Origin of the sequence: Paenibacillus sp. FSL R5-0923 (assembly GCF_038009145.1) — a bacterium.
Taxonomy (GTDB): Bacteria; Bacillota; Bacilli; order Paenibacillales; family Paenibacillaceae; genus Paenibacillus_AQ.
On the sequence record NZ_JBBPAT010000001.1, the window covers coordinates 2,633,695 to 2,656,954 of the forward strand.

Below are 23,260 nucleotides of genomic sequence, written 5' to 3' on the forward strand. Positions count from 1 at the left end.
GAAGGGGAGCATGCAGATATGTTCAATATATTGGTTGTGGATGACGAACCATTGATTTGTAAAGGATTGAGCAATTTATTAGCTTCATCCGGGCTGGATATTTCTAATATCTATACAGCTAATAGCGGATTTGAAGCACTAGACTGTATCCGTATGGAGGAAATTGATCTGCTCGTTACGGACATACAGATGGGTGCGATGAGTGGAATTGATCTGATGCAGCATGCCAAACTAGCCAAACCATGGGTACAGACCATCGTAATTTCTGCTCATGAGACGTTTCAATATGCTCAAATGGCTGTTAGGCTCGGGGCAAAGGACTATTTAATCAAGCCTTTGAATAGTGAGCAGTTTTTGGATTCGGTTCGAAATGTGCTCCTTAAGATGGGGAAGCCCTCACCAGAACTAGATGTCTTCATGTCTGGAATTAACGAAAGCTTTCGACTGGAAGAGCCGTTGCCGGAATATAGCAAGCTCTTGAACGAATTGCTCATTGACCCTGGAGTTGTACTAGCTGAGGGAGATAACCTCCTGAAGCTGGATAACCTGAAGCTACAAGGGCCGTATTTTTCCGTCTTAAAACTTAAGGTGCCACTGTCTGGAGTGAATCAGGAGAAGCAGTATACTATGCGGGACAGACGGCTTCTTTGTTATGCTGCGCTGAACATTGCCAAAGAATTAATGGATCAGGAATGGAACTCGATAGCCTTTTATGCGCCGGATGGAGAAATTACGATCATTATTCAATGGGATGAAAAAAGCTATGAAGATTCTTCTGCCGGCCAAATCAACAGGCTAGATATACTTGGTCGTAGTCTACATTTTAATATCCATAAATATTTACATCTGAACGTAGTCATTGGCATTAGCCAGATTTTAAAGGGGCTTTCGTTTATGGCCGTGTTGAACCGTCAGGCCTCTAATGCAATTCTTTGGAATAATGAGCATAGTGACCATTACGTGTTCTATTATGGGGATTTCAACTGGAACAGTTACACGAGTGATCCTTCTGTAGAAGAACTTCATACGCATAGCAATCTGATCGTACAAAAAGCAAAAGAATATATTGACGAGAACTATGCTCAAAAAGGACTTACTATTCACGATGTGGCTAAAAAGAATCATGTTAGCCCCAATTATTTGAGCTACCTATTTAAGAAAAATACAGGTTATAACCTGTGGGAATATGTAATTAAGCTCCGGATGGAAGAAAGTCGGGAGATGATTTTGAATACCGATCTTCGCAGATACGAAATTGCGGAACGTGTGGGTTATGAATCACCCGAGCATTTTAGTAAAATTTTCAAAAAATATTATGGGATTAGCCCCAGTGAATTGAAGAAGTAAAAACACTCATGACTTCGGTAGATATAGACATGTTCAGTACAACCCTCATTTCCTACAATTTAAGGTAGGAAGCATTTTGCGAAAAATGCTGATAGAACAATGGAATGAGGGAGCCTGATGAATCAAACCGCAGTAGTAACCGAAAACCCGGCGACGCTGAAGGGGACACCGTACAAGCAAAACCGCTGGAAGAAAAACTTTTGGGGATATATGTTCCTCGTACCTGCCGTAATTATTTTTATTATGTTCTTGTGGGTTCCAATTTTTAAAGGCTTACTGTACAGCTTTTACCATGTTGATTTTGTGAAAGGTAATAGCTTTGTAGGCTTTGAGAACTACAGTAGAGCACTTAGTGATCCAGATGTTTTGACCGCATTAAAGAACACTGGGTATTACATGTTTCTATGTCTTATTATCGGTTTTTGGGTTCCGATTGCTTTTGCCATCATGATCTCGGAGCTGAGAAAGTTTGGGGGCTTTGTACGTGTAGCGGCTTACCTTCCTTTCGTAATGCCTGGTGTGGTTCTCTATGGACTGTGGAGATGGCTTTATGATCCGGTGGGCCCGATTAATGCGTTACTAGGCACAATGGGTGTGGATCAGGTTGCCTTCTTAACAGATACAAGATGGTCGATGATTTCCCTTGTGTTTATGGAAACATGGCAGCAGTTCGGATCAGGGATGCTAATATACTTAGCTGCTGTACTCAGCATTCCAAGAGATTGGTATGAAGCCGCTGAGATTGATGGAGCAGGTATATGGGCACGTATAAAGTACATCACATTGCCTTCACTGCGTAATTTAATCTTTTTGATGCTGATCCTGCAAATTATTGGTACTTCACAAGGGTATCAGTCACAGATGGCGCTGCTTGATGGCGGTCCAAATAATACTACGCTTACCTATGCGCTGTTGATCGTGAAATATGCATTTACAAGACTCGATTATGGAACAGCTACTGCGCTTGGCATGTTAATGTTCATTGTCCTAGGTGGTTTGGGCATTTTACAGTTCAAGCTTAACAAGGAGGACTACTAAGATGAAGAGCGCAGATAGAGGAATTCTTTCAGAACACGATTTGAAAAAAACAAGTAATAAGATCGTTTATGGTTTGATGTGCGTCGTTATTTTGGTTATGGTTTTTAGCATGCTGTACCCGATTTGTATGACGTTATTCAACGGGTTGAAGTCGAATCAAGAAGTGAATTCATTCCCGCCGCATTTTTTCCCTCAGGAATGGCACTTCAGCAACCTTAAAGACGCGATGAACTACATTGATCTACCCATGTTCCTTAGAAACACCATTTATATCTTTTTAGGGAATATGGTCGTGACTCTTGTGGTTTTGGGAATGTCAGCTTTTAGTATTTCTCGTATGAATGTTCCTTACAAAAGAGCTATTTACTTCTTCTTTCTGATGACATTGTTTATTCCGGCTACCAGTTACATGATCCCGAACTTTGTCAATTTGAAAGAGCTCGGATTGCTGAATCAGTATGCGGCTTTCTGGTTGCCAGCGGGAGCGAACACGTTCTACTTTCTATTGTTAAAGAACTTTTTTGACGGGATTCATCCAGAAATCTTTGAAGCAGCACGAATTGATGGGGCCTCTGAGCCGAGAAGCTTTTTCTCCATTGCCGTGCCACTATCCATTCCGATTTTTGCTACATTAGCGATCTTTATCTTTTCTACCGCATGGAATGACTGGTTCTGGCCATCTCTGGTTATGCACAGTGAAGAGAAATATACGCTTGCGACAGCCATTTATAAATACGTTATTAATGTGAAGGCACTCAATACTAATATTAAATTTGCAATCCTGTTTATAGTATCCTTGCCTCCAATCATTGTCTTCTTGATTTTCCAGAAATTCATTATGCGTGGGGTTGCTTTGTCGGCAGTGAAAGGATAAGCAATTATCGACGAATTTAACCACGGATCGTAAACATGCACATGAAAGGAATATAAATGCACCTCGTTTGTAAACGGTTTCTAATTTATGATCGATATGTAAGATAATTATGAATTGAAAAGGGGAGTTTCAATGCGTAAGTACTCTAGCGTTCTACTAAGCGTACTTGTAGCCGGATCGTTGCTATCTGCTTGCAGCGGCAACAATAACGGAAATACAGCGGGGAACAAAGGCGGTGAAGCATCTGCTGCGCCAACAAATGCGGTAACGGATAATACAGCAACCGCTACAGATGCGCCAGTGGATGACATTACTCAAAGAAAAGTGACGATCAAGATTCACTATCCAACACCTGATTTGACTGAAATACGAGCACAGGAAGACGACAAAATCAAACGTTTCCAAGAGGTATATCCGAACGTAGAAATCGTTAAAGACGACTGGCAGTACAATGTAAGTGAAATCGGAATTAAAATGGCTGCGAATGAAGCACCAACCTTCTTTAATACTTTTGCTACAGAAGCTAAATTCCTGGTTGAAAAGGGCTGGGTTGCTGACATCACAGATCTGTGGAACAAATATGAATTTAAAGATCAAATTAACACAGTGCTTCAAAATCAATTTATTATCGACGGCAAAGTTTTCGGAGTAACACAAAAAGGTTATGTAACAACCACTATGATCAACAAAAAAATGCTGGATGAAAAAGGCGTAGCCATTCCACCTATGGATTGGACTTGGGATGATATGCTGAATACGGCTAAAGGTGTAGCTGATGCCAAAAAAGGGATTTCCGGTATTGCTCCAATGGGTAAGGGGAACGAATCAGGTTGGAACTGGACCAACTTCCTGTTTGAAGCTGGCGGAGAGATTCAAAAGATTGAAGGCGGTAAGGTTATAGCTACATTTAATTCCGATGCTGGCGTTAAAGCACTGGATTTCTACAAGAAACTTAGATGGGAAGCTAACGCGATTCCTCAGGACTGGGCACTTGGTTGGGGCGATGCTGTAGGTGCGTTCCAACAAAGTCGTACAGCAATGGTAATGGCCGGATCTGATGGCGTTATCGAGCAAGCGTTGAACCAAGGTGGACTGAAACCTGAGGATGTGCTTACGTATCCTATGCCAGCTATGGAAAAAGGCGGTAAGCACACAGGGGTACTTGGTGGTGACTATCTAGTAATCAATCCAAATGCTACGCCAGATGAACAAGAAATGGCATTCCGCTACATTACTTTTGATTATTTCTCTGACAAAGGTTTGGAAGCACTGGATGCAATTCTTCAACAACGGACAACCGATGGCAAATACTTTATCCCGCCGCTCTTAGACTACTACTCAGCTGATTCTGAGTTTGGTAAGAAGACCAAAGCGGTTTATGACAAGTACACAAATGTATACCAATATAGCCCTGACATTATGGGACTTTTGGATGGTAAACCTGAAGCTCAATATAACACACAGGACTATTACGCAACCATGTCCAATGTTATTCAAGAGCTGTTCTCCAAAAAAGGAACGGATTCCAAGAGCCAGTTAGAAGCAGCAGCTAAAACAGTGCAAGAGAAATTCTTTGATACGATTAAAGCGGAATAGTTTAATGCAAAAACCGGCTCCTTTGGGGCCGGTTTTTTTGTTGTGAAGATTTATAAATTTATAAATCTTAAGAAATAGTGATAATCAATTGGAAATTATGACGGTGTAGAAAAATCGTAATTGACTGTGATGAAGAGTATACATTTTTGTGCACTGATTTTAGATATATGGAATAAAAAGGAACTAAAATTTTGCTTATTAAAGTATAATTCTAAGATTTAAAGGGTTTTATAGCACATAATATGGTAAAAAGACTATAATATGATCGAATGAAAGCGCTTTGAAAACAAATCAAAAAAACTTTATACTTTGTGAAAGATTTCACTATACAAGGTGGAAATCATGTGATAAGATAAATGTGTAGAGAAAAACAACTAAAAATTGACAGGAGGACGAGGGAGATGGCAGTTAAGAACGAAGTCGCCGCCCAAGTTAAACAAGTTACCGCTGAAGAGTATATTCAGAATTTAGTGGATAAAGCAAAAAAAGCGCATGAGGCGTTCATGGCGCTAGACCAAGAGCAAGTTGACACAATCGTTCATGCAATGGCGTTGGCTGGACTCGACAAACATATGTACCTCGCAAAATTGGCCGTAGAAGAAACTGGACGCGGCGTATACGAAGACAAAATTACGAAGAACATCTTCTCAACTGAATATATCTGGCACGGAATTAAATACGATAAAACAGTAGGCGTTATTGAAGACAACGCTTATGATAGCTTCCAAAAAATTGCTGAACCCGTCGGAATTGTTATGGGTATCACACCGGTAACCAACCCTACATCCACCACGATGTTTAAAGCGTTGATTTCGATTAAGACACGGAACCCTATTATATTCGGTTTCCACCCATCTGCGCAAGAGTGTAGTGCAGCTGCTGCAAAAATTCTTCATGATGCTGCCGTGAAAGCTGGCGCTCCTGAGAACTGTATCCAATGGATTGAAATGCCAACAATGGACAAGACAAACGCATTGATGAACAACCCAGACGTTGCTCTTATCTTGGCAACTGGTGGTTCTGCAATGGTAAAAGCAGCTTACAGCTGTGGTAAACCAGCACTTGGCGTAGGCCCTGGTAACGTACCTGCTTTCATTGAAAAGAGCGCGGATATTGATCAAGCCGTAACGGACATCATTCTTTCTAAAACATTTGATAATGGTATGATCTGTGCTTCCGAGCAAGCTGTTATTATCGAAGAACCAATCTTCGATCAAGTGAAGAAGAAAATGATTGCTAATGGCTGCTACTTTGTGAATAAAGAAGAAGCTGCCAAACTGACTAGTGGAGCAATGAATGTAGATAAATGTGCGGTTAACCCAGCAATCGTAGGTCAATCCGCAGTGAAAATTGCTGAAATGTGTGGCATTCAAGTCCCTGCCGGCACAAAGATTCTGGTAGCAGAACTTGAAGGTGTAGGCACTAAATATCCACTTTCCGCTGAAAAATTAAGCCCGGTTCTTGCTTGCTACAAAGTTAAAAATGCAGATCAAGGTATCGAACGCGCAGCTCAAATTGTTGAATTTGGTGGTATGGGACATAGCTCGGCTATCCACTCCAACAACGAAGAAGTAATCATGAAGTTCTCTAACCGTCTGCAAACAGGACGTATTCTCGTTAACTCGCCTTCCACACATGGTGCGATCGGCGATATCTATAACACTAATATCCCTTCGTTGACTCTGGGTTGTGGATCTTATGGTCGTAACTCCGTGTCGCAAAACGTTACAGCAATCAATTTGATCAACGTGAAAAGGGTGAATCGTCGTACCGTGAATATGCAATGGTTTAAAGTACCTGACAAGATCTATTTCGAAAAAGGCGCTACTCAGTACCTGACCAAAATGCCTGATATCACACGTGTCGCAATTATCACTGACCCAATGATGGTTAAGCTTGGATATGTTGAAAGAGTTGAACATTACCTGCGTCAACGTCAAACTCCTGTAGCTATCGAAGTGTTCTCTGAAGTTGAACCAGATCCATCGACAACTACAGTTGAAAAAGGTACTGCAATGATGAACAGATTCCAACCGGACTGCATTATCGCACTTGGCGGCGGCTCCCCAATGGATGCTGCAAAAGGAATGTGGTTATTCTATGAACATCCAGACGCAGACTTTAATGGTCTGAAACAAAAATTCATGGATATCCGTAAACGGGTGTACAAATTCCCTAAACTTGGTAACAAAGCTAAGTTTGTAGCGATTCCAACTACTTCGGGTACAGGTTCGGAAGTAACATCTTTCGCAGTTATTACCGATAAAACAACTGAACAGCACACCAAATATCCTTTGGCTGACTACGAGTTAACTCCAGATGTGGCTATCATTGATCCAGAGTTCGTATACAGCTTGCCAAAAACTGCAGTTGCTGATACAGGTATGGACGTATTGACACATGCTATCGAAGCTTATGTATCTGTTATGGCGAGTGACTATACTGATGGTCTAGCTATTAAAGCGATCCAACTTGTATTCCAATACCTTGAAAAATCGGCGCTGGAAGGCGACAGAGTAGCACGTGAGAAAATGCATAACGCATCAACACTTGCTGGTATGGCCTTTGCCAATGCATTCTTGGGTATTAACCACAGTTTGGCGCATAAATGGGGCGGACAGTACCACACTGCTCACGGTCGTACTAACGCGATCCTTATGCCACACGTTATCCGTTACAATGCTAAAAAACCTACGAAGTTCGCTTCGTTCCCTAAATATTCGCACTTCGTAGCTGATGAGCGTTATGCTGAAATTGCCCGTATTCTGGGATTGCCAGCTCGCACAACTGAAGAAGGTGTAACTAGCCTGATCAATGCTATTCGCGATATGAATAAAAAATTGGGCATCGAAGAATCGTTCCAACAACTGGGCTTTGATCCTAAGGACTTCGAATCCCGCGTAGATTACTTGGCTGACCGTGCGTTTGAAGATCAATGTACAACTGCCAATCCTAAGCTGCCACTGGTATCTGAGCTTGCTGATGTATACCGTAATGCGTTCTACGGAAGATTTGATAATTAATAAATGGTTAAATAGAGAATAGGATAGTTGTGGACTTAGATAAAGGTGACAAATATCACTCGAAAGGTGATATTTGTCACAGTGTTTTTATAGAAAATAAACTAGAATGTTTATATAAACAACGGTCCCACATATGAAATGTTGATTGTGAAATTTGGAACAACCACATCTTTTGGGGATCACGAGACACGGGATCAACCTTCAAGCCCGCGATCTCTACAAATATAATAAATATAGATGGAGGGATTTAGCATGTCGGTGATTGAAAAAGAAGTAAATGAAGTGAAATCCGGTTGGAGAAGTTTTACAAAAGGTAAATGGTCCAAGAAAGTTGACGTTAACAACTTTATTGCTAGTAACATTAAGCCTTATGAAGGTAACGAAGAGTTCCTCGTAGGTCCTACTAGTAACACAACTGAACTATGGAAGATTATTTCTCAACTGAGCAAGGAAGAAAGAGAAAGAGGCGGCGTATGGGATGTTTCCCTAGATACTGTCTCCACAATCACTTCACACGCTCCAGGCTACATTGACAAGGACAAGGAACAAATCGTAGGCGTACAGACTGACGCTCCTTTCAGACGTTCCATTCAGCCATTCGGCGGGATCAAGATGATGGTCGATGCTACGAAGGCTTATGGCTTCGAGCTTCCACAAAACATCGTCGACATGTTCACGAACATTCGCAAAACGCATAACCAAGGCGTATTTGATGCATATACACCAGACATGAGAGCAGTACGTAAATCCGGCGTTATCACAGGTCTTCCTGATGCTTACGGCCGTGGACGTATTATCGGCGATTACCGCCGCATTGCTCTGTACGGTATTGATTTCTTGATTAAAGACAAAAAGCAACAACTAGCTGAGCTTGAAGTTGATTCCATGACAGAAGAAGTAATTCGTTTGCGTGAAGAGCTGTCTGAGCAAATTCGTGCACTGGGCGAATTGAAAGAAATGGCAGCAGCTCACGGTATGGATATTTCCAAACCAGCGACGAACTTCAAGGAAGCTACTCAATGGGTATACTTTGGATATCTGGCAGCAGTTAAAGAACAAAATGGTGCGGCGATGTCCCTGGGACGTGTTTCTTCCTTCCTAGACATCTATGCAGAACGCGATATTGAAGAAGGTACTTTGACTGAAGAACAAGTACAAGAAATTGTCGATCATTTCGTAATGAAACTGCGTATCGTGAAATTCTTGCGTACACCTGACTATAATGATCTGTTCTCCGGCGACCCTACTTGGGTAACTGAATCCATCGGTGGTATGGCTGAAGATGGAACCACTCGTGTTACCAAGAACAGCTTCCGTTTCCTGAACACCCTGTACAACTTGGGTCCAGCTCCGGAACCAAACTTAACTGTTCTGTGGTCCGAGAGATTGCCTGAAGGCTTCAAGAAATATTGTGCTAAGGTTTCCATCGAAACTAGTGCAATTCAGTATGAAAATGACGATCTAATGCGTCCATACTGGGGTGACGATTATGCTATTGCTTGCTGCGTATCTCCAATGCGTATCGGTAAACAAATGCAGTTCTTCGGCGCTCGTGCCAACCTGGCAAAAGCTTTGCTGTATGCTATTAATGGTGGTAAAGACGAAAAATCCGGAGCACAAGTTGGACCGGAATTCCCAGCGATCACTTCTGAATATCTGGATTATGACGAAGTAATGAAACGCTTCAAACCGATGATGGAGTGGTTGGCTAAGACTTACGTTAACACTTTGAACATCATTCACTATATGCATGACAAATATTCTTACGAACGTATCGAAATGGCACTGCATGATCGCGACATTCTGCGTACGATGGCTTGCGGTATCGCTGGTCTGTCCGTTGCAGCTGACTCGCTGAGTGCTATTAAATACGCGAAGGTTAAACCGATCCGTAACGAACAAGGTATTGCAATTGACTTCGAAACCGAAGGCGAATTCCCTTGCTACGGTAATAATGACGATGCTGTAGACAGCATCGCAGTAGAATTGGTTGAAACCTTCATGACAATGATCCGTAAAAACAAAACTTATCGTGATGCTGTGCCAACTCAATCGGTATTGACCATTACTTCGAATGTAGTGTACGGTAAGAAGACAGGTACAACACCTGACGGACGTAAAAAAGGCGAACCATTCGCACCAGGTGCTAACCCAATGCACGGACGCGACAAGAAAGGTGCTCTGGCTTCACTGAACTCTGTAGCCAAACTGCCTTACTCCGATGCACAAGATGGTATCTCCAATACGTTCTCTATCGTACCTAAGGCACTAGGTAAAGACGATGAATCCTGTAAGTCTAACCTGGTACACATGATGGACGGATACTTCCATAATAACGCTCAGCATTTGAACGTTAACGTATTTAACCGTGAACAGCTGATGGACGCTATGGATCACCCAGAGAACTATCCACAATTGACTATCCGCGTATCCGGTTATGCAGTTAACTTCATCAAGCTGACTCGCGAACAGCAAATGGACGTAATTAACCGTACGTTCCATGGTTCGATGTAATTCGTTCCTATTTATAAAGATCTTTGATTTAAATTCTACATTGAAATAGTTGCAAGGAAGATACCGCCCTTGTCTCAAGGGCGGTAATATCTTGTTTGAGAATGGTTAAAATTTTAAATTTCACAGCCGCGATTAAGGAGAATGACAGTCTCAAGGACAGGGAGCTTCTTCGTGAAAGAGGGACTGTTAGTCTGTCGTGGCGAAAGGATGACATCCTATGATTAAAGGTCGCATACACTCTTTGGAAACCTTTGGGACCGTTGACGGGCCTGGTATTCGTTTTGTCTTATTCATGCAGGGCTGCTTGTTGAAATGCCAATATTGTCATAACCCTGATACTTGGGCTTTAGATGAAGGCAAAGAAATGAGTCTCGAAGAAGTGCTTTCCGAGATCGAGCCTTATTTGAACTACTATCGTTCTTCCGGAGGCGGACTGACTGTATCCGGTGGAGAACCTACTTTGCAGGCACAATTTGTAAAGCAGTTATTTACGGAAGTTAAGAAACGTTGGAATTTGCACACTACACTAGATAGTAATGGTTACAACGAAGGTGACAAGATTAATGACTTATTGGATGTTACGGACTTGGTGATGCTTGACTTGAAGCATATTGATGAAGAAGCACACATTAAGTTAACTGGTAAATCTAATGATCGGACCTTGAAGCTTGCACGTTGGCTGTCAGATCATAACCGTAAGATGTGGATTAGACATGTATATGTTCCAGGCATTCATGACCGTGAAGAGGACCTTATCAATCTAGGTCGTTATATTGGAACCTTAAATGGCGTTGAGAAATTTGAAATCTTACCTTATCATCAAATGGGTATCTATAAATGGGAAATGCTCGGTAAGGCTTATGAATTGGATGGAGTGCCATCCCCTACGGATGAAGAAGTTCAGCGGGCGTACCGCTTAGTCGAAGAAGGTCGTAAGCAGACAGCGTTGGTATAATTCTTACCTACATTAAGTGGAGCCGTTCCTTCAGTGATTTACTGCTGAAGGAACGGCTTTTTTTGTTATGAGGGACGTCTGATGTCATTTAAAGGGGTAATTTTGTATTTTCGCTTTAAAAAAATGGTATGTTTACTGCTGTTAATTAACGACTTGGAAATCCATTATGATATATATTGTATCATTGCATTGAGTTTTTATGATTATTTTCAAAGTGTATGTATGGTTAAATCACGCTATAAAGCTTTTAATCGTAATTATTACTGAAATAAAGTTATATTATATTACATATTGTGTAGTTGATTCCGCTTTCATTAGAGATTTTTATCCCTATAGTGGATGAATCTTAACCTTACGAGAATGGAATCTGTTTTCTATAATAAGAAGTGTAAAGCACAACATTATATGGGGGGTCACAAGAAATGAAAAAAGGTATGACTTTGCTATTGTCCCTGATTTTTGTATCATCAGCTTTACTGGCAGGTTGCGGAGGCAACAACAATGCATCTTCTAACAAAGGAGATGGAAACGCTACCGCGACGAATGCAGCGGATGCTACAAATGCTCCAGCAACAGAAGAACCGGTTAGTAGCGAGCCGTTCGAAATGACGATTCGTCACACTCAAATCGGTGCCGACAAACAGAAACGTTTAGCTATTCTGCAAGAAGTAGTGAAAAAGGTAGAAGGCGATGTACCGGGTCTGACCTTTAAGCTTGATGGAGTAGATTCAGATGTAAACCGTAAAGAAAAATTACGTGGTGAAATGGCTGCAGGTAATCCACCAGAGATCTTCGATCTTTTCGGAAGCCCTGACTCTAAGATCTATGCTAAAGAAGGTAAATTACTCGATCTGACTCCAATCCTAGAGGAACTTGGAATTAAGGATAAATTCTCAAATCTTGATCCTTTCACTTATGAAGGAAAAATTTACGGATTGCCTATCGGTGGATCTGGTGAAGGGTTCTTCTACAACAAAGAATACTACAATAGCAAGGGTTGGAAAGCTCCAACAACATTTGCTGAATTGGAACAACAATTGGCTGACATCAAGGCTGACGGAAAAGTACCTTTGGCTGGTGCATCTAAGGCTGGTTGGGTACCACTTATGCTAGCTAACCACTTGTGGTCACGTTATGCAGGTCCAGATGTAACCGCTAAGTTTGCAACAGGCGAAGCTAAATGGACTGATCCAAACGTTGTAAAAGGTTTTGCAAAGTACAAAGAATGGGTTGACAAAGGATACTTCAAAAAAGGCGAACTTGGTTTCGAGTATGCTGAATATACAACACAATTCACTAGTAGTGAAGCAATCCTCTTGTATGATGGTACTTGGAAATCTTCCGTATTTAAAGAAGGACAATCTGGCGAAGGTTTGATTGGTAAAGTTGGATTCTTCAATATTCCTCCAGTTGATGGTGGCGTAGGCGACCAAACTGCATTGATGCGCGATGTAAACAATGGCTACGGTTTCTCTGCTTCTGCTGAGAAAGATCCACGTCAATTGGCTGCTGTGAAATCTTTCATCAAAAACTTGTTTAACGAAGAAATGCAATTACGTGGTCTTGTTGAAGATGGCGTACTGCCAGCAATGAAAATTGATCAAAACGTGCTGAATGAAAATATTACGGATGATCTGATGAGCGAAATCGTAGGTGTACTTAATAACTCACAATCTTCGTTCCCAGCATTTGACTCACTTGTTCAAGCTGATGTAACTACAGAAATCAGTAACATTCAAATTCAAAAGCTAATTGGTGGTCAGACAACTCCAGAGAAAATGGGCGAAGCTTTACAGAAGGTACAAGAAGAAGCAAACGCAGCAGTTGAATAAGTAGCTGCAAATTGAATGTACCCTGGTGCCAGAACCAGGGTACATTTTTAAACTCAAAGAATTTATGTGTTTGCAAAGCTCTAAAACATTCATTGTTCGCCAGATGTCAAAGCAACCGGAGGTAGTCATGAATAAAGCACTAAGAAATCCATTGGTATTTTTCCTTTTTATTCTTCCAGCACTGATCTTGTTCACGATGTTCTTCATCTATCCCATCTTTAGTTCAATCTATTACAGCTTTACTAGCTGGAATGGGGTATCTGACACAGTCAAGTCTGCCGGAATCAGTAATTTTGAGAAGGCATTAGGAGACGAACGATTCTGGATATCTGTCAAAAATAACGGTTTCTTTATTCTTTTCTCCTGTTTTGTACAGGTACCGTTAATCATATTCTTCTCGTTATTGATATCGAATGTAAAGAAGCTAAAAGGCTTGTATAAGACAGCGGTCTTCATGCCTTCTATTATGTCTACAGCAGTTATCGGTATTCTATGGGGCTTCATTTATGAGCCCAACATTGGACTTTTAAATAAGGTTCTAGGCTTAGTTGGTATTGATCCACTTTACTGGCTGTCGGATGAAAGATTCGCAATGTTATCCATCCTGATCACGAATGCTTGGCAATGGACCGGATTCTACATTGTAATGGTACTTGCAGCTATTCTGTCGATACCAGGTGAATTGGATGAAGCAGCTGCCATTGATGGCGCAACTGGATTCCAACGTGCTACACGCATCACGCTTCCTTTAATTGTTCCGATCATTTCTGTTGTAATCATGTTGTCCATTGCTGGAGCAATGAAAGCGGCGGATATCGTCATTGTAATGACTAAGGGTGGACCTGCTGGTTCAACCGATGTAATGGCAACTTACATGATTAAATATGCTATCACTAACTTTAAGTACGGGTACGGTAATGCCATTGCAGTCCTGATCTTTGTATTTACATTGGTGGTTACAGCTATTTATCAGCTGCTGATAGCCCGACGCACAGAAAGGATTGAATACTGATGCCACGCGCCCTGAAAAAAAGTCTGCCACACGTCGCACTATTGTCCTATCTACTAGTTATTCTATTTCCTTTCCTGTTCGTGTTATTCTCCTCTGTGAAAAAGGATAACAATGCAATAGCACTTAACCCTTTTGGGATTCCAAAGGAGTTCGTCTTCAATAACTACGTTGAAGCTTGGGTAAATGCCAAGATCAGCACCTACTTTTTTAACAGTTTGTACATTTCCATATTGGCTTCTGTAGTATCTATCATTCTAGCGTCTATGTTTGCTTTTGCAGTTACTCGGATGCGCCAAGGCAAATGGAATACGATTTTGTTCACCTTAGTTATGGTGGGAATGCTCATTCCAAACAACGCATTGATGCTTCCTATTTATACGATTGTACGTAAGATGGGAATTCTGAATACGCACTGGGCATTGATTATCCCTTATATCGCGAATGCAATTCCGTTTACGATAATTATATTGGCTGCATTTATGCGCTCGTTGCCTAGAGAAATTGAAGAGGCAGCGGTCATGGATGGGTTGAAGGCACCAGGTATCTTTGCTAAAATTATTGTACCTCTAACCGTACCTGCCATGGTTACTGTATTCATTGTTAATTTCCTGGGCAATTGGAACGAATTCTTGCTGGCAAACTACTTCCTATCAAATGATGAACTACGTACGCTCCCAGTGGGTATGGTTCAATTCCGTGATCAATATCAGATGAACTATGCACAAATGTCAGCGGGTATCGTCTTCAGCGTTCTGCCAGTAATTGTGATTTATGCGATTTTACAGGAAAAAATTATTGAAGGCGTAACTGCGGGTGGCGTAAAAGGATAACTTTTTTTCTCAGTCAGGAGCACTAGCCGATGAATTTGCGCTATAAATTATTTACGGCATTTTTGGGCCTGATAATCATTCCCTTATTTATTCTAGGCATGCTTATGTTTTTCGTGACTTATAACTCTATTGAGAAGAAGTACAGTCAACAGTCGGAATACTCGCTCAAAGCAATTAGTTACAGTATTTCAAATGTGTTAAAAGATATGGATAACGTTACAGACAACGGAATTGCTACCTCGGTTTTTCATATGGCACTTAGCGCAGAAGATCCTTCTAATCAAGATTTGACTGATGCTGAGCAACTCAATTTGAATGCAAGCCAGCGCAATTTCCGTAGTCTGTTGTTTAACCATCCATCGATTAGCTATGCTTTTTTATACAATTTTAACGGTAGAGGTAACTCTGAAATCGTGTCGCTTTTTAATAAGGAAAATTTCCGAACGCTACCCTATGATACTTTCAAAAAAAGTGATTTGTACCAGGAAGTAATGGATTTGAATGGCGTGCCAAAATGGCTGGCTCCTCATGAGTATCCTGAACTTACAGGAACTGAACCTGTGTTTACACAAATTCGACTCGTGAAGGAACTGAGCTTCTTTCAGAACATAGGTATCCTTGTTGTACAGATCAAAAATTGGGAGCTCGAATCGATATTTCGCAATTTAAAAATTGGGGATAGTAATCAGGATGTTTCGTTTATGCTAGTAAATGATGACGGAATGATTCTATTTGACCCAGATCAAAAGCTGGATGGGCAGGATATTCAGTCATTCGCGAATAAAGAGATTACCTTCAAAAAAGGGTTTCAGAGTTTTAAAACAGAGTATAACGGGGAGAAGAGTATTCTCTCCATGTATCATTTGAAAGATTATCCTTGGAGTCTAGTGTCTGTAACCTCATGGGACTCTTTATCTCGAGAAGTTACAGTATTTGCACGCTGGTTTGTAGGGGTTATCTTCCTTTGCTTTTTGGCAGCGGTGATCTTCAATCTATTCTTTATGAATCGCATTACTGGTGCAATAGCCGTAATTGTTCGTTTTATGCGACGTGTTGAGGATGGAGATCTAACTTCGCGGGTAGAAGTGAAGGGGAATGATGAGTTAACGCTTCTTGGTAAGGGCTTTAATGATCTTATGGATAAAATTAACCGATTGTTTAACAGAATCCATTTGGAACAGCGTCGCAAGAATCAAGCCGAGATGCGTGTTCTACAGGCTCAAATTAAACCGCATTTTTTATTCAATACGTTAGAGTCGATTAATGTTCTGGCTATACAGAATGAAGGCAAGAAAGTCAGTGAGATGGTCTACCGACTGGCAAGTATTTTACGAATTAGCATTCAGGATCGAGAAGAAATTACACTGGATGAAGAGATTAAACATCTGCGCAATTATTTGGATATTCAAAAATTTAGATTTGAGGATTTATTTGAATACGATATTGATATCCCACAAGAATTGATGAGTTGCGGCATTTTAAAGCTTACTTTGCAACCGCTTGTAGAGAATAGCATTCAACATGGATTTGAGGGTATTGATTACAAAGGTCAAGTTTCTGTGAAAGTTTGGGAGAAGCAAGGGGACTTAATTTTACGAATTGAAGATAACGGTATTGGAATTACACCATCTCAGTTGTCTATTTTCCAATATATTGTGAATGATCCTGTGGAGCAAGAGGTTGAAGTTGAACGGGAAAACCGGATGAATCTTGAACGTAGAGGCCTTGGCATTCGCAGTGTAGCAGATCGCATCCGCATTGAATACGGTGACAGATATGGAATATTTATTTGTTCCAGTCCAGGATATGGTACTATTATTCAATGTGTCATACCTAAATACGAGCAGGGGGAAGATCATTATGCTAAAAGTATTATTGGTAGATGACGAAGCCCCAATTCTGAATAATCTGAAGAGAGTGTTGCCATGGCAGGAGATGGGGATGGAGGTCGTCGGTATGGCGCGAAGCGGTATGGACGCCTTGCGCATTGCTGAAGAGGAGCAACCCGATCTTGTGTTGAGTGACATTCGTATGCCAGTGATGGACGGGTTAACTTTTGTAGGAAAGCTGCGGGAATTGGGATTGGATAGTGAGGTACTGCTTCTTACCGGGTATCAGGAATTTGACTATGCACGGGAAGCGATCCGGCTTGGGGTAAAAGAATACATTTGTAAGCCGATACATTATGAGGAGCTTGGCAATAAGGTACGTGAGATCGGAGCTAATATCCGTAGTAAACAGTTTAAGAATAAACTGTATAATAGTATCCCTTTGTTTCAGGAGATTCCTGAAGTTGACAATGGCAAAAAAACGCCGGATCAGCTAATGAACTTGGCCGCTCAATACATCACTGAACATCTTCATTCAGATATCGGGATTGAGGAAGTGGCGAATAAGATCGGCATCAGTGGCAGTTACTTCTGCCTCTTGTTTAAGAACCGTTTTGCAATGACTTTCGTGGAATACGTAACACAACAGCGAATTGAAGCTGCCAAGTTTATGCTTACTAACAGCGATAAGAGCATTACGGTGATTGGTTCCGGAGTCGGTTATCAGGAACGACGTTATTTCACGAAGGTATTTCAGAAGCAGACGGGGATGTCTCCTAAGGAGTATCGTGACCGGTGCCGGGCCGAAGTGTTATGAGGTCGGCGGCGTATGGTGATGTTTAGCGTCACTGCAAGGAATGTCTGTTACTCAGCATGGTGAGGTAAGCGTCACTACGGAGGAATGTTTGGACTTTCGGTCGCTGTTATCCTCGGATTTCTTGATTGGAAACCGCTGCTCGCGGTTGAAATCCGAGGATAGCATATGCTTCCGAGGTAGCTTTCCAAGGAAAGCTTTTAGGCGAACGCTACGCTCCTACAGTTCCAAACTTCCTCTCCATTCCTTCTCCCTCACCACACTTCGTTGTGGATATGGGGTCGTCCCACTCCTGCGGTTGTGGGGACTCCTTAGGGGAAAGAAGGGATTATCGATCAGCCTGCGGCTGTGATAAAGGTACATAAGTTATAACCAATTTAATGATTTTAAACAGTAGAGATGATTATCCTTAGTTATTAAGGATAATCATCTCTTTTTTTATAGAAATATAATATGCTCCCTATACTCCCAAAATTTATCATATGTTTTAATTAGAGTGTAAGAAGGAAGTGCAAGGCGATAGCCAAGCAAGCGTGAAAAAGGCTCTAGATTGGGACGATGGGGAAATGGGGGAACAGAACATGAGTGTGACGAATCCTTCCGTCAGCTTATCAGAAGTGAAAAAACGCGGCAGGGGAAGAGTACCGAATTTTCTGAGAGTGATGAAGAAATATTGGGTGTTCTATTTGATGATGCTCCCAGCCATTATTATTCTGATCATCAATAACTACATACCGATGTTAGGGACGGTAATTGCTTTTAAGGATATCAATTACCAGAAGGGCATTCTAGGCAGTGATTGGGTCGGGTTCTCGAACTTCAAATATTTATTCTCGACAGAGACGGCGTGGATCATTACAAGAAATACCCTATTGTACAACACTGCGTTTATTGTACTCACACTATTTTTTTCACTGGCTTTTGCGATTATGTTTAACGAAATGCGCAGCAGATGGCTATCGAAATTCCATCAGAGTGCGATGTTTCTCCCATATTTTCTCTCATGGGTCGTCGTCAGTTATTTAGTATACGGCTTTCTAAGTGCTGAGCACGGGTTCATGAACAAGACACTGCTTCCGTTCTTTGGGGTAGATCCAATTGAATGGTATTCGCAGTCGCAATATTGGCCGGGGATTCTAGTGATCGTAAAGCTGTGGAAAGAGATTGGCTATACGACGGTCATTTATATGGCTGCGATCATCGGCATAGATCACGAATATTATGAGGCTGCGCTGATTGACGGTGCTTCTAAATGGAAGCAGATTCGTAAAATCACGCTGCCGCTGATCAGTCCGGTTATCATCGTAATGACGCTACTGCAGATTGGTAGGATTTTTAACGCAGACTTCGGATTGTTCTTTCAGGTGACTAGAAACGCAGGAGCATTATACTCCACTACGCAAGTTATCGACACCTATGTATATCAGACCTTCCTGGCGATTGGTGATATTGGGATGTCCTCTGCCGCGGGTCTCGTTCAATCTATTGTAGGATTTCTACTGATATTCTTAGCAAATCTAGCAGTACGACGAATAAGTAAAGATGATGCGTTATTTTAGAGGGAGGTGAGCGTGTTGAGCCAGACAGAAACTGCAATCGGGCCGTCGGGTCGTACAGGAAAGAGAGCTAAACGGCAAAAACAACCCAATGAAATTTCTAATATCTCCAATTTGTTAATTAATATATTCTTCTGGATCTATACGGCGATTTGTGTGGTCCCACTGATCCTCGTGATTATCGTATCGTTCTCAGATGAACAATCGGTTGTGCAGCACGGCTACAGCTTTTTCCCGAACAAGTGGGATATCTCGTCATATGAATTTCTGTTAAAAGATTATTGGCAAATCATAGATGCGGCTGCCGTTTCCTTATTTGTGACGGTGGTTGGAACGATTCTGAGTCTCGTAATTATGGCAATGTATGCCTATCCTATCTCGCGTGGGGATTTTCCACATCGTAATTTCTTTTCGTTCTTTATGTTTTTTACACTTTTGTTTAATGGAGGCTTAGTGCCCTGGTATCTAGTTTATACTCAAATGATGCATTTGAAAGATACGCTATGGATTCTGATTATGCCACTGCTGGTTTCAGCATTCTTTGTCATCATTTTACGAACCTTTTTTGCAAACACAATCCCGCCGGCACTAGTTGAATCCGCTAAAATTGACGGGGCACCGGAGTTTCGGATCTTCGTTCAAATCATTCTGCCTTTGTCGTTACCGGTGCTAGCTACAGTGGGATTATTTCAAACCTTGGCGTATTGGAATGACTGGTATCTAAGCTTGATCTTTATTTCACCCGAAGGGCATGTCAATCTGCAGTATCTAATGTATAAGACGATGTTGAACGTTCAGTTCCTGACTGCAAGCCCTCAAGCGATGGCTGCCTTAGCTGCACAAGGTGTAGAAATCAATCTGCCGACAGAGACAGTAAGAATGGCAATGGCTGTTATTGGGATCGGCCCTATCGTATTCGTTTACTCCTTCTTCCAAAAGTATTTTATCAAAGGACTTACCGTTGGTGCTGTTAAAGGCTAATGAGGATTGGAATGGCTTAATTCGGCGTTCTATGCAAGTGTGTGAACGTCCGATTCAGCATATATAAATATTTTGAGGGAGGTTATGGTGTACATGAAGGCTATTCGAACAAGCACACTTTTAACGCTGATGCTTATCGTAGTACTCAGTCTTAGCTTAGCTGGATGCGGAGGGAATAACGGGAATAATGAAGGAGCATCACCAGCGCCAAGTGAAAATGCAACCGCTACCAATGCTGCGGCAACAGATGAGCCCGCTGCAGATCCTACAGCTGAACCGGAGAAGAAATTAGATCCTTATACTGTTAAGTTAATCTATGTCGGTGCCGTTCAAAAGGATGAGCAGGTTGTAGAAGATGCTATCAATAAGCTTCTGGAACCTAAAATTAACGCCAAATTGGATATCGCACCGATCGACTGGGGGCCATGGGACAATGATGTTAATCTGAAGATTGCCAGTCAGGAGAAATTCGATATTATTTTTACAGCCCAATGGAAAAATTATGTAACCAATTCAGCTAAAGGTGCTTACCTCCCGCTTAATGATGATAACGGCAAGTACGGTAATCTATTGAATGAATATGGCCAAGGGATTCTTAAAAATCTCGACCCGCAATTCTTAAAAGGTTCTGCGATCAATGGTGTGAATTATGCCGTTCCTACGAATAAGGAGCTAGCAGCACAAGGCGGGATCGTTTATCGCTCCGATATTGCTGATGAACTGGGTATTGATATGTCGAATGTAAAGACCATTCAAGATTTGGATGCCGTGCTCAAAGTCGTAAAGGAGAAGAGACCTGACCTAACCCCACTGTACTTCAAACAAGGAGAGACCTTTAACTCTCAGTACATGGCGCAGTACGATACGCTTGGTGATGCTTCAATTCCGGGCGTTCTGCTTAAGGATTCATCGGATACTAAAATTCAATCCATGATTGAACTGGATCGTTATAAAGAAATCATTAAACTTACTCGTGAATATATGAAGAAAGGTTATATTAACAAAGATGCGGCCGTGGCTACAAATTCTACGCAAGATGCAATGAAGGCTGGTAATGTTTTTATGACAGTACAATCACTTAAACCTGGTAAAGATAGTGAATTGGCTAATGCTACAGGTTTGGTAGGAAAACTGAAACAAATTGCTTTTAACGAACCGACGATTTCTACTAGTGATGCAGCAGGATCAATGTTAGCGATCTCCGCTTCCTCGGGTGATCCAGCTCGTGCCATGATGGTATTAGATCTTTTGCACACGGATAAAGAAATCAATAATCTGCTCGTATTTGGTGTAAAAGGTGTCCATTATGATGTCGTTAGCGGTGATACGATTAAAGCTACTGACAAAACGGGTGACTATAATACCGCTGCCGCCTGGATGCTTGGAAGCCAATTCCTGAATCCTGTATGGGAAAGTGAAGCTCCAGACAAATGGGAGCAATTCAAGGCCTTCAACTCCAAAGGTAAAGCTTCTGTTGCGCTCGGTTTTAACTTCGACGCATCCTCTATGAAGACTGAAATGGCAGCTTGTAAAGCTGTTATGGATGAATATGACATCAGTTTGGATACGGGTTCTGTTGATCCCGATACTGTATTGACTAAGTACGCCGACAAGCTGAAGAAAGCCGGACTTGATAAGATTATTGCAGAGAAACAAAAACAATTAGATGCTTTCTTAGCTGCTCAAAAATAAATACTTTAAATGAAACTAAAAGGCTATCCCCGGCATGATTACTGCGCTGGGGATAGCCTTTATTGTACGCTTGGTGAATAGGTTAGCGGAAAGAAGTATCTATTTTTTGCGCTACCTGAATGGCAAGTGACCAAGCCTGCTCGGGATCTAGCTTACCTTGCTCGGCTTTGGTTAAATACTCGAGCATATTTGTTTCTACATCGGCGTGGTGCGGACCGTAGTAGGTGGGAACTACTTCTTGTGCTGCTGTAGAGAGGACACGTCCAACCTCAGAATTAGGAAAATAGGGATCAGACAGGTTATGGATCTCGGGATCGTCATAAATTTCGGGCGTGGAGGGAAATGCCCCTTCTGACTTAAATGAAATTAGCTGTTGTACGGGCTCGGTTAACCATTTGATAAGCGCGAATGACTCCTCTGGATGACTGCCTGTTCTAGGCAAGGTAAGGACGGAACCTCCTCGATTAGCGCTATTTCCTGGGATGGTCGTTACATTCCATAATCCGCTGGCTGTTGGAGCACTACTTTTGATATGATCAATCATCCAAGCCGGACAGAGCATCACTGCAAAGTCGCCGTTTAGCAGACCTGCGCCCCAGCGCTGTGTATCTACAGCAATACCTGCGGATAAATTCAGCTTCAGAGCTTGAATTGCAAAGTCCCAAGCCCCTTTTACTGCTGGATTATTTCCTATGATCAGCTCTTGGGAAGTGGGGCTGTAATATTGAAGCTTGGACTGACGCAGAAGGGTTAGATAAAGATTCTCTAAGTCATTGACAAAGGCTTTGCCTGTTGCCTCATGGACTCTAGTGCCGGCCTTGAGGAATTGGTCCCAAGTTTGGATTCGCTTTGCTACTTCTTCAGGTTTGGTAGGGAGTCCAGATAACGCGAAGATGTCAGTCCGATACAACATAGCGTAGGGACCAATATCAGTCGGTAATCCGAAGATAAAATCATTACCGAGCACCTCCTGCCATTTCCACCTCAGAAATTGATTCTTTAGATCATTCGCTCCAAATGTTGTTAGATTATAAAAATAATCGGGGAACTGCTTGAAACGATCCAAATAGCTAATATCAATGGCCGCCACATCAGGGGAACTATATCCTGCTGCGAATGAAGTTTGCAGCTTGGCAGGAAGCTGCGTGGAGGTTGAGGTCTGAATATGGATTTCTAGCTCGGGATGCTGCAATTGATACTCTGCTATAAGCAGCTCAAGACCCGATCCAGCTGTAAGCCAGATGTTCAGCTGGATCGGGTCTTGAAGGTCGATATCTTCCTTGGAAGGAGAGATCTGGCAACCGCTTGTATGAAGCAGCAATCCAAAGCTTAACAGGATAGTCAACAACTTAGCATTCACATGCAAG

At 41.8% G+C, this 23,260-nt stretch carries 16 protein-coding genes; 15 read left to right on the forward strand and 1 reads right to left on the reverse strand.

The genetic code is table 11. From position 1 onward, the window contains the following. Window positions 1–18 precede the first annotated feature (18 nt). From MKX35_RS11645 to MKX35_RS11715, 15 genes are all read left to right on the forward strand, one after another. Complete coding sequence (locus MKX35_RS11645; protein ID WP_076300845.1) at window positions 19–1,347, forward strand: response regulator; 1,329 nt, start codon at window positions 19–21, stop codon at window positions 1,345–1,347. 117 nt (window positions 1,348–1,464) lie between these two features. Next, a complete protein-coding gene (locus tag MKX35_RS11650; RefSeq protein ID WP_042129891.1) occupies window positions 1,465–2,385 on the forward strand; it encodes a carbohydrate ABC transporter permease in 921 nt (306 codons plus the stop codon). Window position 2,386: 1 nt separating this feature from the next. After that, complete coding sequence (locus tag MKX35_RS11655; RefSeq protein ID WP_042190530.1) at window positions 2,387–3,259, forward strand: carbohydrate ABC transporter permease; 873 nt, start codon at window positions 2,387–2,389, stop codon at window positions 3,257–3,259. Window positions 3,260–3,391: 132 nt separating this feature from the next. Beyond that, window positions 3,392–4,855 carry an ABC transporter substrate-binding protein gene (locus MKX35_RS11660; protein ID WP_076300846.1) on the forward strand — a complete coding sequence of 488 codons (1,464 nt, stop codon included), beginning with the start codon at window positions 3,392–3,394 and terminating at the stop codon, window positions 4,853–4,855. A gap of 401 nt (window positions 4,856–5,256) precedes the next feature. Beyond that, window positions 5,257–7,878, forward strand: coding sequence for a bifunctional acetaldehyde-CoA/alcohol dehydrogenase (gene adhE / locus MKX35_RS11665; RefSeq protein ID WP_042129885.1), 2,622 nt, complete (start codon window positions 5,257–5,259; stop codon window positions 7,876–7,878). Between the two features lie 252 nt (window positions 7,879–8,130). Then, a complete protein-coding gene (pflB, locus tag MKX35_RS11670) occupies window positions 8,131–10,392 on the forward strand; it encodes a formate C-acetyltransferase (RefSeq protein ID WP_076284457.1) in 2,262 nt (753 codons plus the stop codon). A gap of 217 nt (window positions 10,393–10,609) precedes the next feature. After that, a complete protein-coding gene (pflA, locus tag MKX35_RS11675) occupies window positions 10,610–11,347 on the forward strand; it encodes a pyruvate formate-lyase-activating protein (protein ID WP_076284458.1) in 738 nt (245 codons plus the stop codon). Between the two features lie 422 nt (window positions 11,348–11,769). After that, entirely contained in the window at window positions 11,770–13,179 is a 1,410-nt protein-coding gene (locus MKX35_RS11680; protein WP_076284460.1) for an extracellular solute-binding protein, read from the forward strand. Between the two features lie 127 nt (window positions 13,180–13,306). Further along, entirely contained in the window at window positions 13,307–14,191 is an 885-nt protein-coding gene (locus MKX35_RS11685; RefSeq protein WP_042190519.1) for a carbohydrate ABC transporter permease, read from the forward strand. Continuing rightward, window positions 14,191–15,021, forward strand: coding sequence for a carbohydrate ABC transporter permease (locus MKX35_RS11690; protein ID WP_042129876.1), 831 nt, complete (start codon window positions 14,191–14,193; stop codon window positions 15,019–15,021). The genes MKX35_RS11685 and MKX35_RS11690 overlap by 1 nt, the downstream gene beginning before the upstream one ends. A 29-nt stretch (window positions 15,022–15,050) precedes the next feature. Continuing rightward, window positions 15,051–16,907: a cache domain-containing sensor histidine kinase gene (locus tag MKX35_RS11695; RefSeq protein ID WP_076284461.1), complete on the forward strand. Its 1,857-nt coding sequence runs from the start codon at window positions 15,051–15,053 to the stop codon at window positions 16,905–16,907. Then, on the forward strand, window positions 16,882–17,667 hold the full coding sequence (locus tag MKX35_RS11700; protein WP_076284462.1) for a response regulator transcription factor: 786 nt from the start codon (window positions 16,882–16,884) through the stop codon (window positions 17,665–17,667). The genes MKX35_RS11695 and MKX35_RS11700 overlap by 26 nt, the downstream gene beginning before the upstream one ends. Before the next feature lie 530 nt (window positions 17,668–18,197). Beyond that, a complete protein-coding gene (locus MKX35_RS11705) occupies window positions 18,198–19,223 on the forward strand; it encodes an ABC transporter permease (RefSeq protein ID WP_339266345.1) in 1,026 nt (341 codons plus the stop codon). Window positions 19,224–19,238: 15 nt separating this feature from the next. Next, window positions 19,239–20,201, forward strand: coding sequence for a carbohydrate ABC transporter permease (locus MKX35_RS11710; RefSeq protein WP_256716416.1), 963 nt, complete (start codon window positions 19,239–19,241; stop codon window positions 20,199–20,201). Between the two features lie 93 nt (window positions 20,202–20,294). Further along, the gene (locus MKX35_RS11715; RefSeq protein WP_076300848.1) at window positions 20,295–21,893 is read left to right on the forward strand and encodes an ABC transporter substrate-binding protein; all 1,599 of its coding nucleotides are present in this window, start codon (window positions 20,295–20,297) and stop codon (window positions 21,891–21,893) included. An 82-nt stretch (window positions 21,894–21,975) separates the two neighbouring features. Here the strand turns inward: MKX35_RS11715 and MKX35_RS11720 are convergent, their stop codons facing one another. Beyond that, entirely contained in the window at window positions 21,976–23,253 is a 1,278-nt protein-coding gene (locus MKX35_RS11720) for an ABC transporter substrate-binding protein (RefSeq protein ID WP_179086746.1), read from the reverse strand. Window positions 23,254–23,260 lie beyond the last annotated feature (7 nt).

Excerpts from the sequence above, each read along its gene's own strand:
- MKX35_RS11645 (WP_076300845.1), top strand. The coding sequence starts at position 19 with ATGTTCAATATATTGGTTGTGGATGACGAACCATTGATTTGTAAAGGA.
- MKX35_RS11650 (WP_042129891.1), top strand. The coding sequence starts at position 1,465 with ATGAATCAAACCGCAGTAGTAACCGAAAACCCGGCGACGCTGAAGGGG.
- MKX35_RS11655 (WP_042190530.1), top strand. The coding sequence starts at position 2,387 with ATGAAGAGCGCAGATAGAGGAATTCTTTCAGAACACGATTTGAAAAAA.
- MKX35_RS11660 (WP_076300846.1), top strand. The coding sequence starts at position 3,392 with ATGCGTAAGTACTCTAGCGTTCTACTAAGCGTACTTGTAGCCGGATCG.
- adhE (WP_042129885.1), top strand. The coding sequence starts at position 5,257 with ATGGCAGTTAAGAACGAAGTCGCCGCCCAAGTTAAACAAGTTACCGCT.
- pflB (WP_076284457.1), top strand. The coding sequence starts at position 8,131 with ATGTCGGTGATTGAAAAAGAAGTAAATGAAGTGAAATCCGGTTGGAGA.
- pflA (WP_076284458.1), top strand. The coding sequence starts at position 10,610 with ATGATTAAAGGTCGCATACACTCTTTGGAAACCTTTGGGACCGTTGAC.
- MKX35_RS11680 (WP_076284460.1), top strand. The coding sequence starts at position 11,770 with ATGAAAAAAGGTATGACTTTGCTATTGTCCCTGATTTTTGTATCATCA.
- MKX35_RS11685 (WP_042190519.1), top strand. The coding sequence starts at position 13,307 with ATGAATAAAGCACTAAGAAATCCATTGGTATTTTTCCTTTTTATTCTT.
- MKX35_RS11690 (WP_042129876.1), top strand. The coding sequence starts at position 14,191 with ATGCCACGCGCCCTGAAAAAAAGTCTGCCACACGTCGCACTATTGTCC.
- MKX35_RS11695 (WP_076284461.1), top strand. The coding sequence starts at position 15,051 with ATGAATTTGCGCTATAAATTATTTACGGCATTTTTGGGCCTGATAATC.
- MKX35_RS11700 (WP_076284462.1), top strand. The coding sequence starts at position 16,882 with ATGCTAAAAGTATTATTGGTAGATGACGAAGCCCCAATTCTGAATAAT.
- MKX35_RS11715 (WP_076300848.1), top strand. The coding sequence starts at position 20,295 with ATGAAGGCTATTCGAACAAGCACACTTTTAACGCTGATGCTTATCGTA.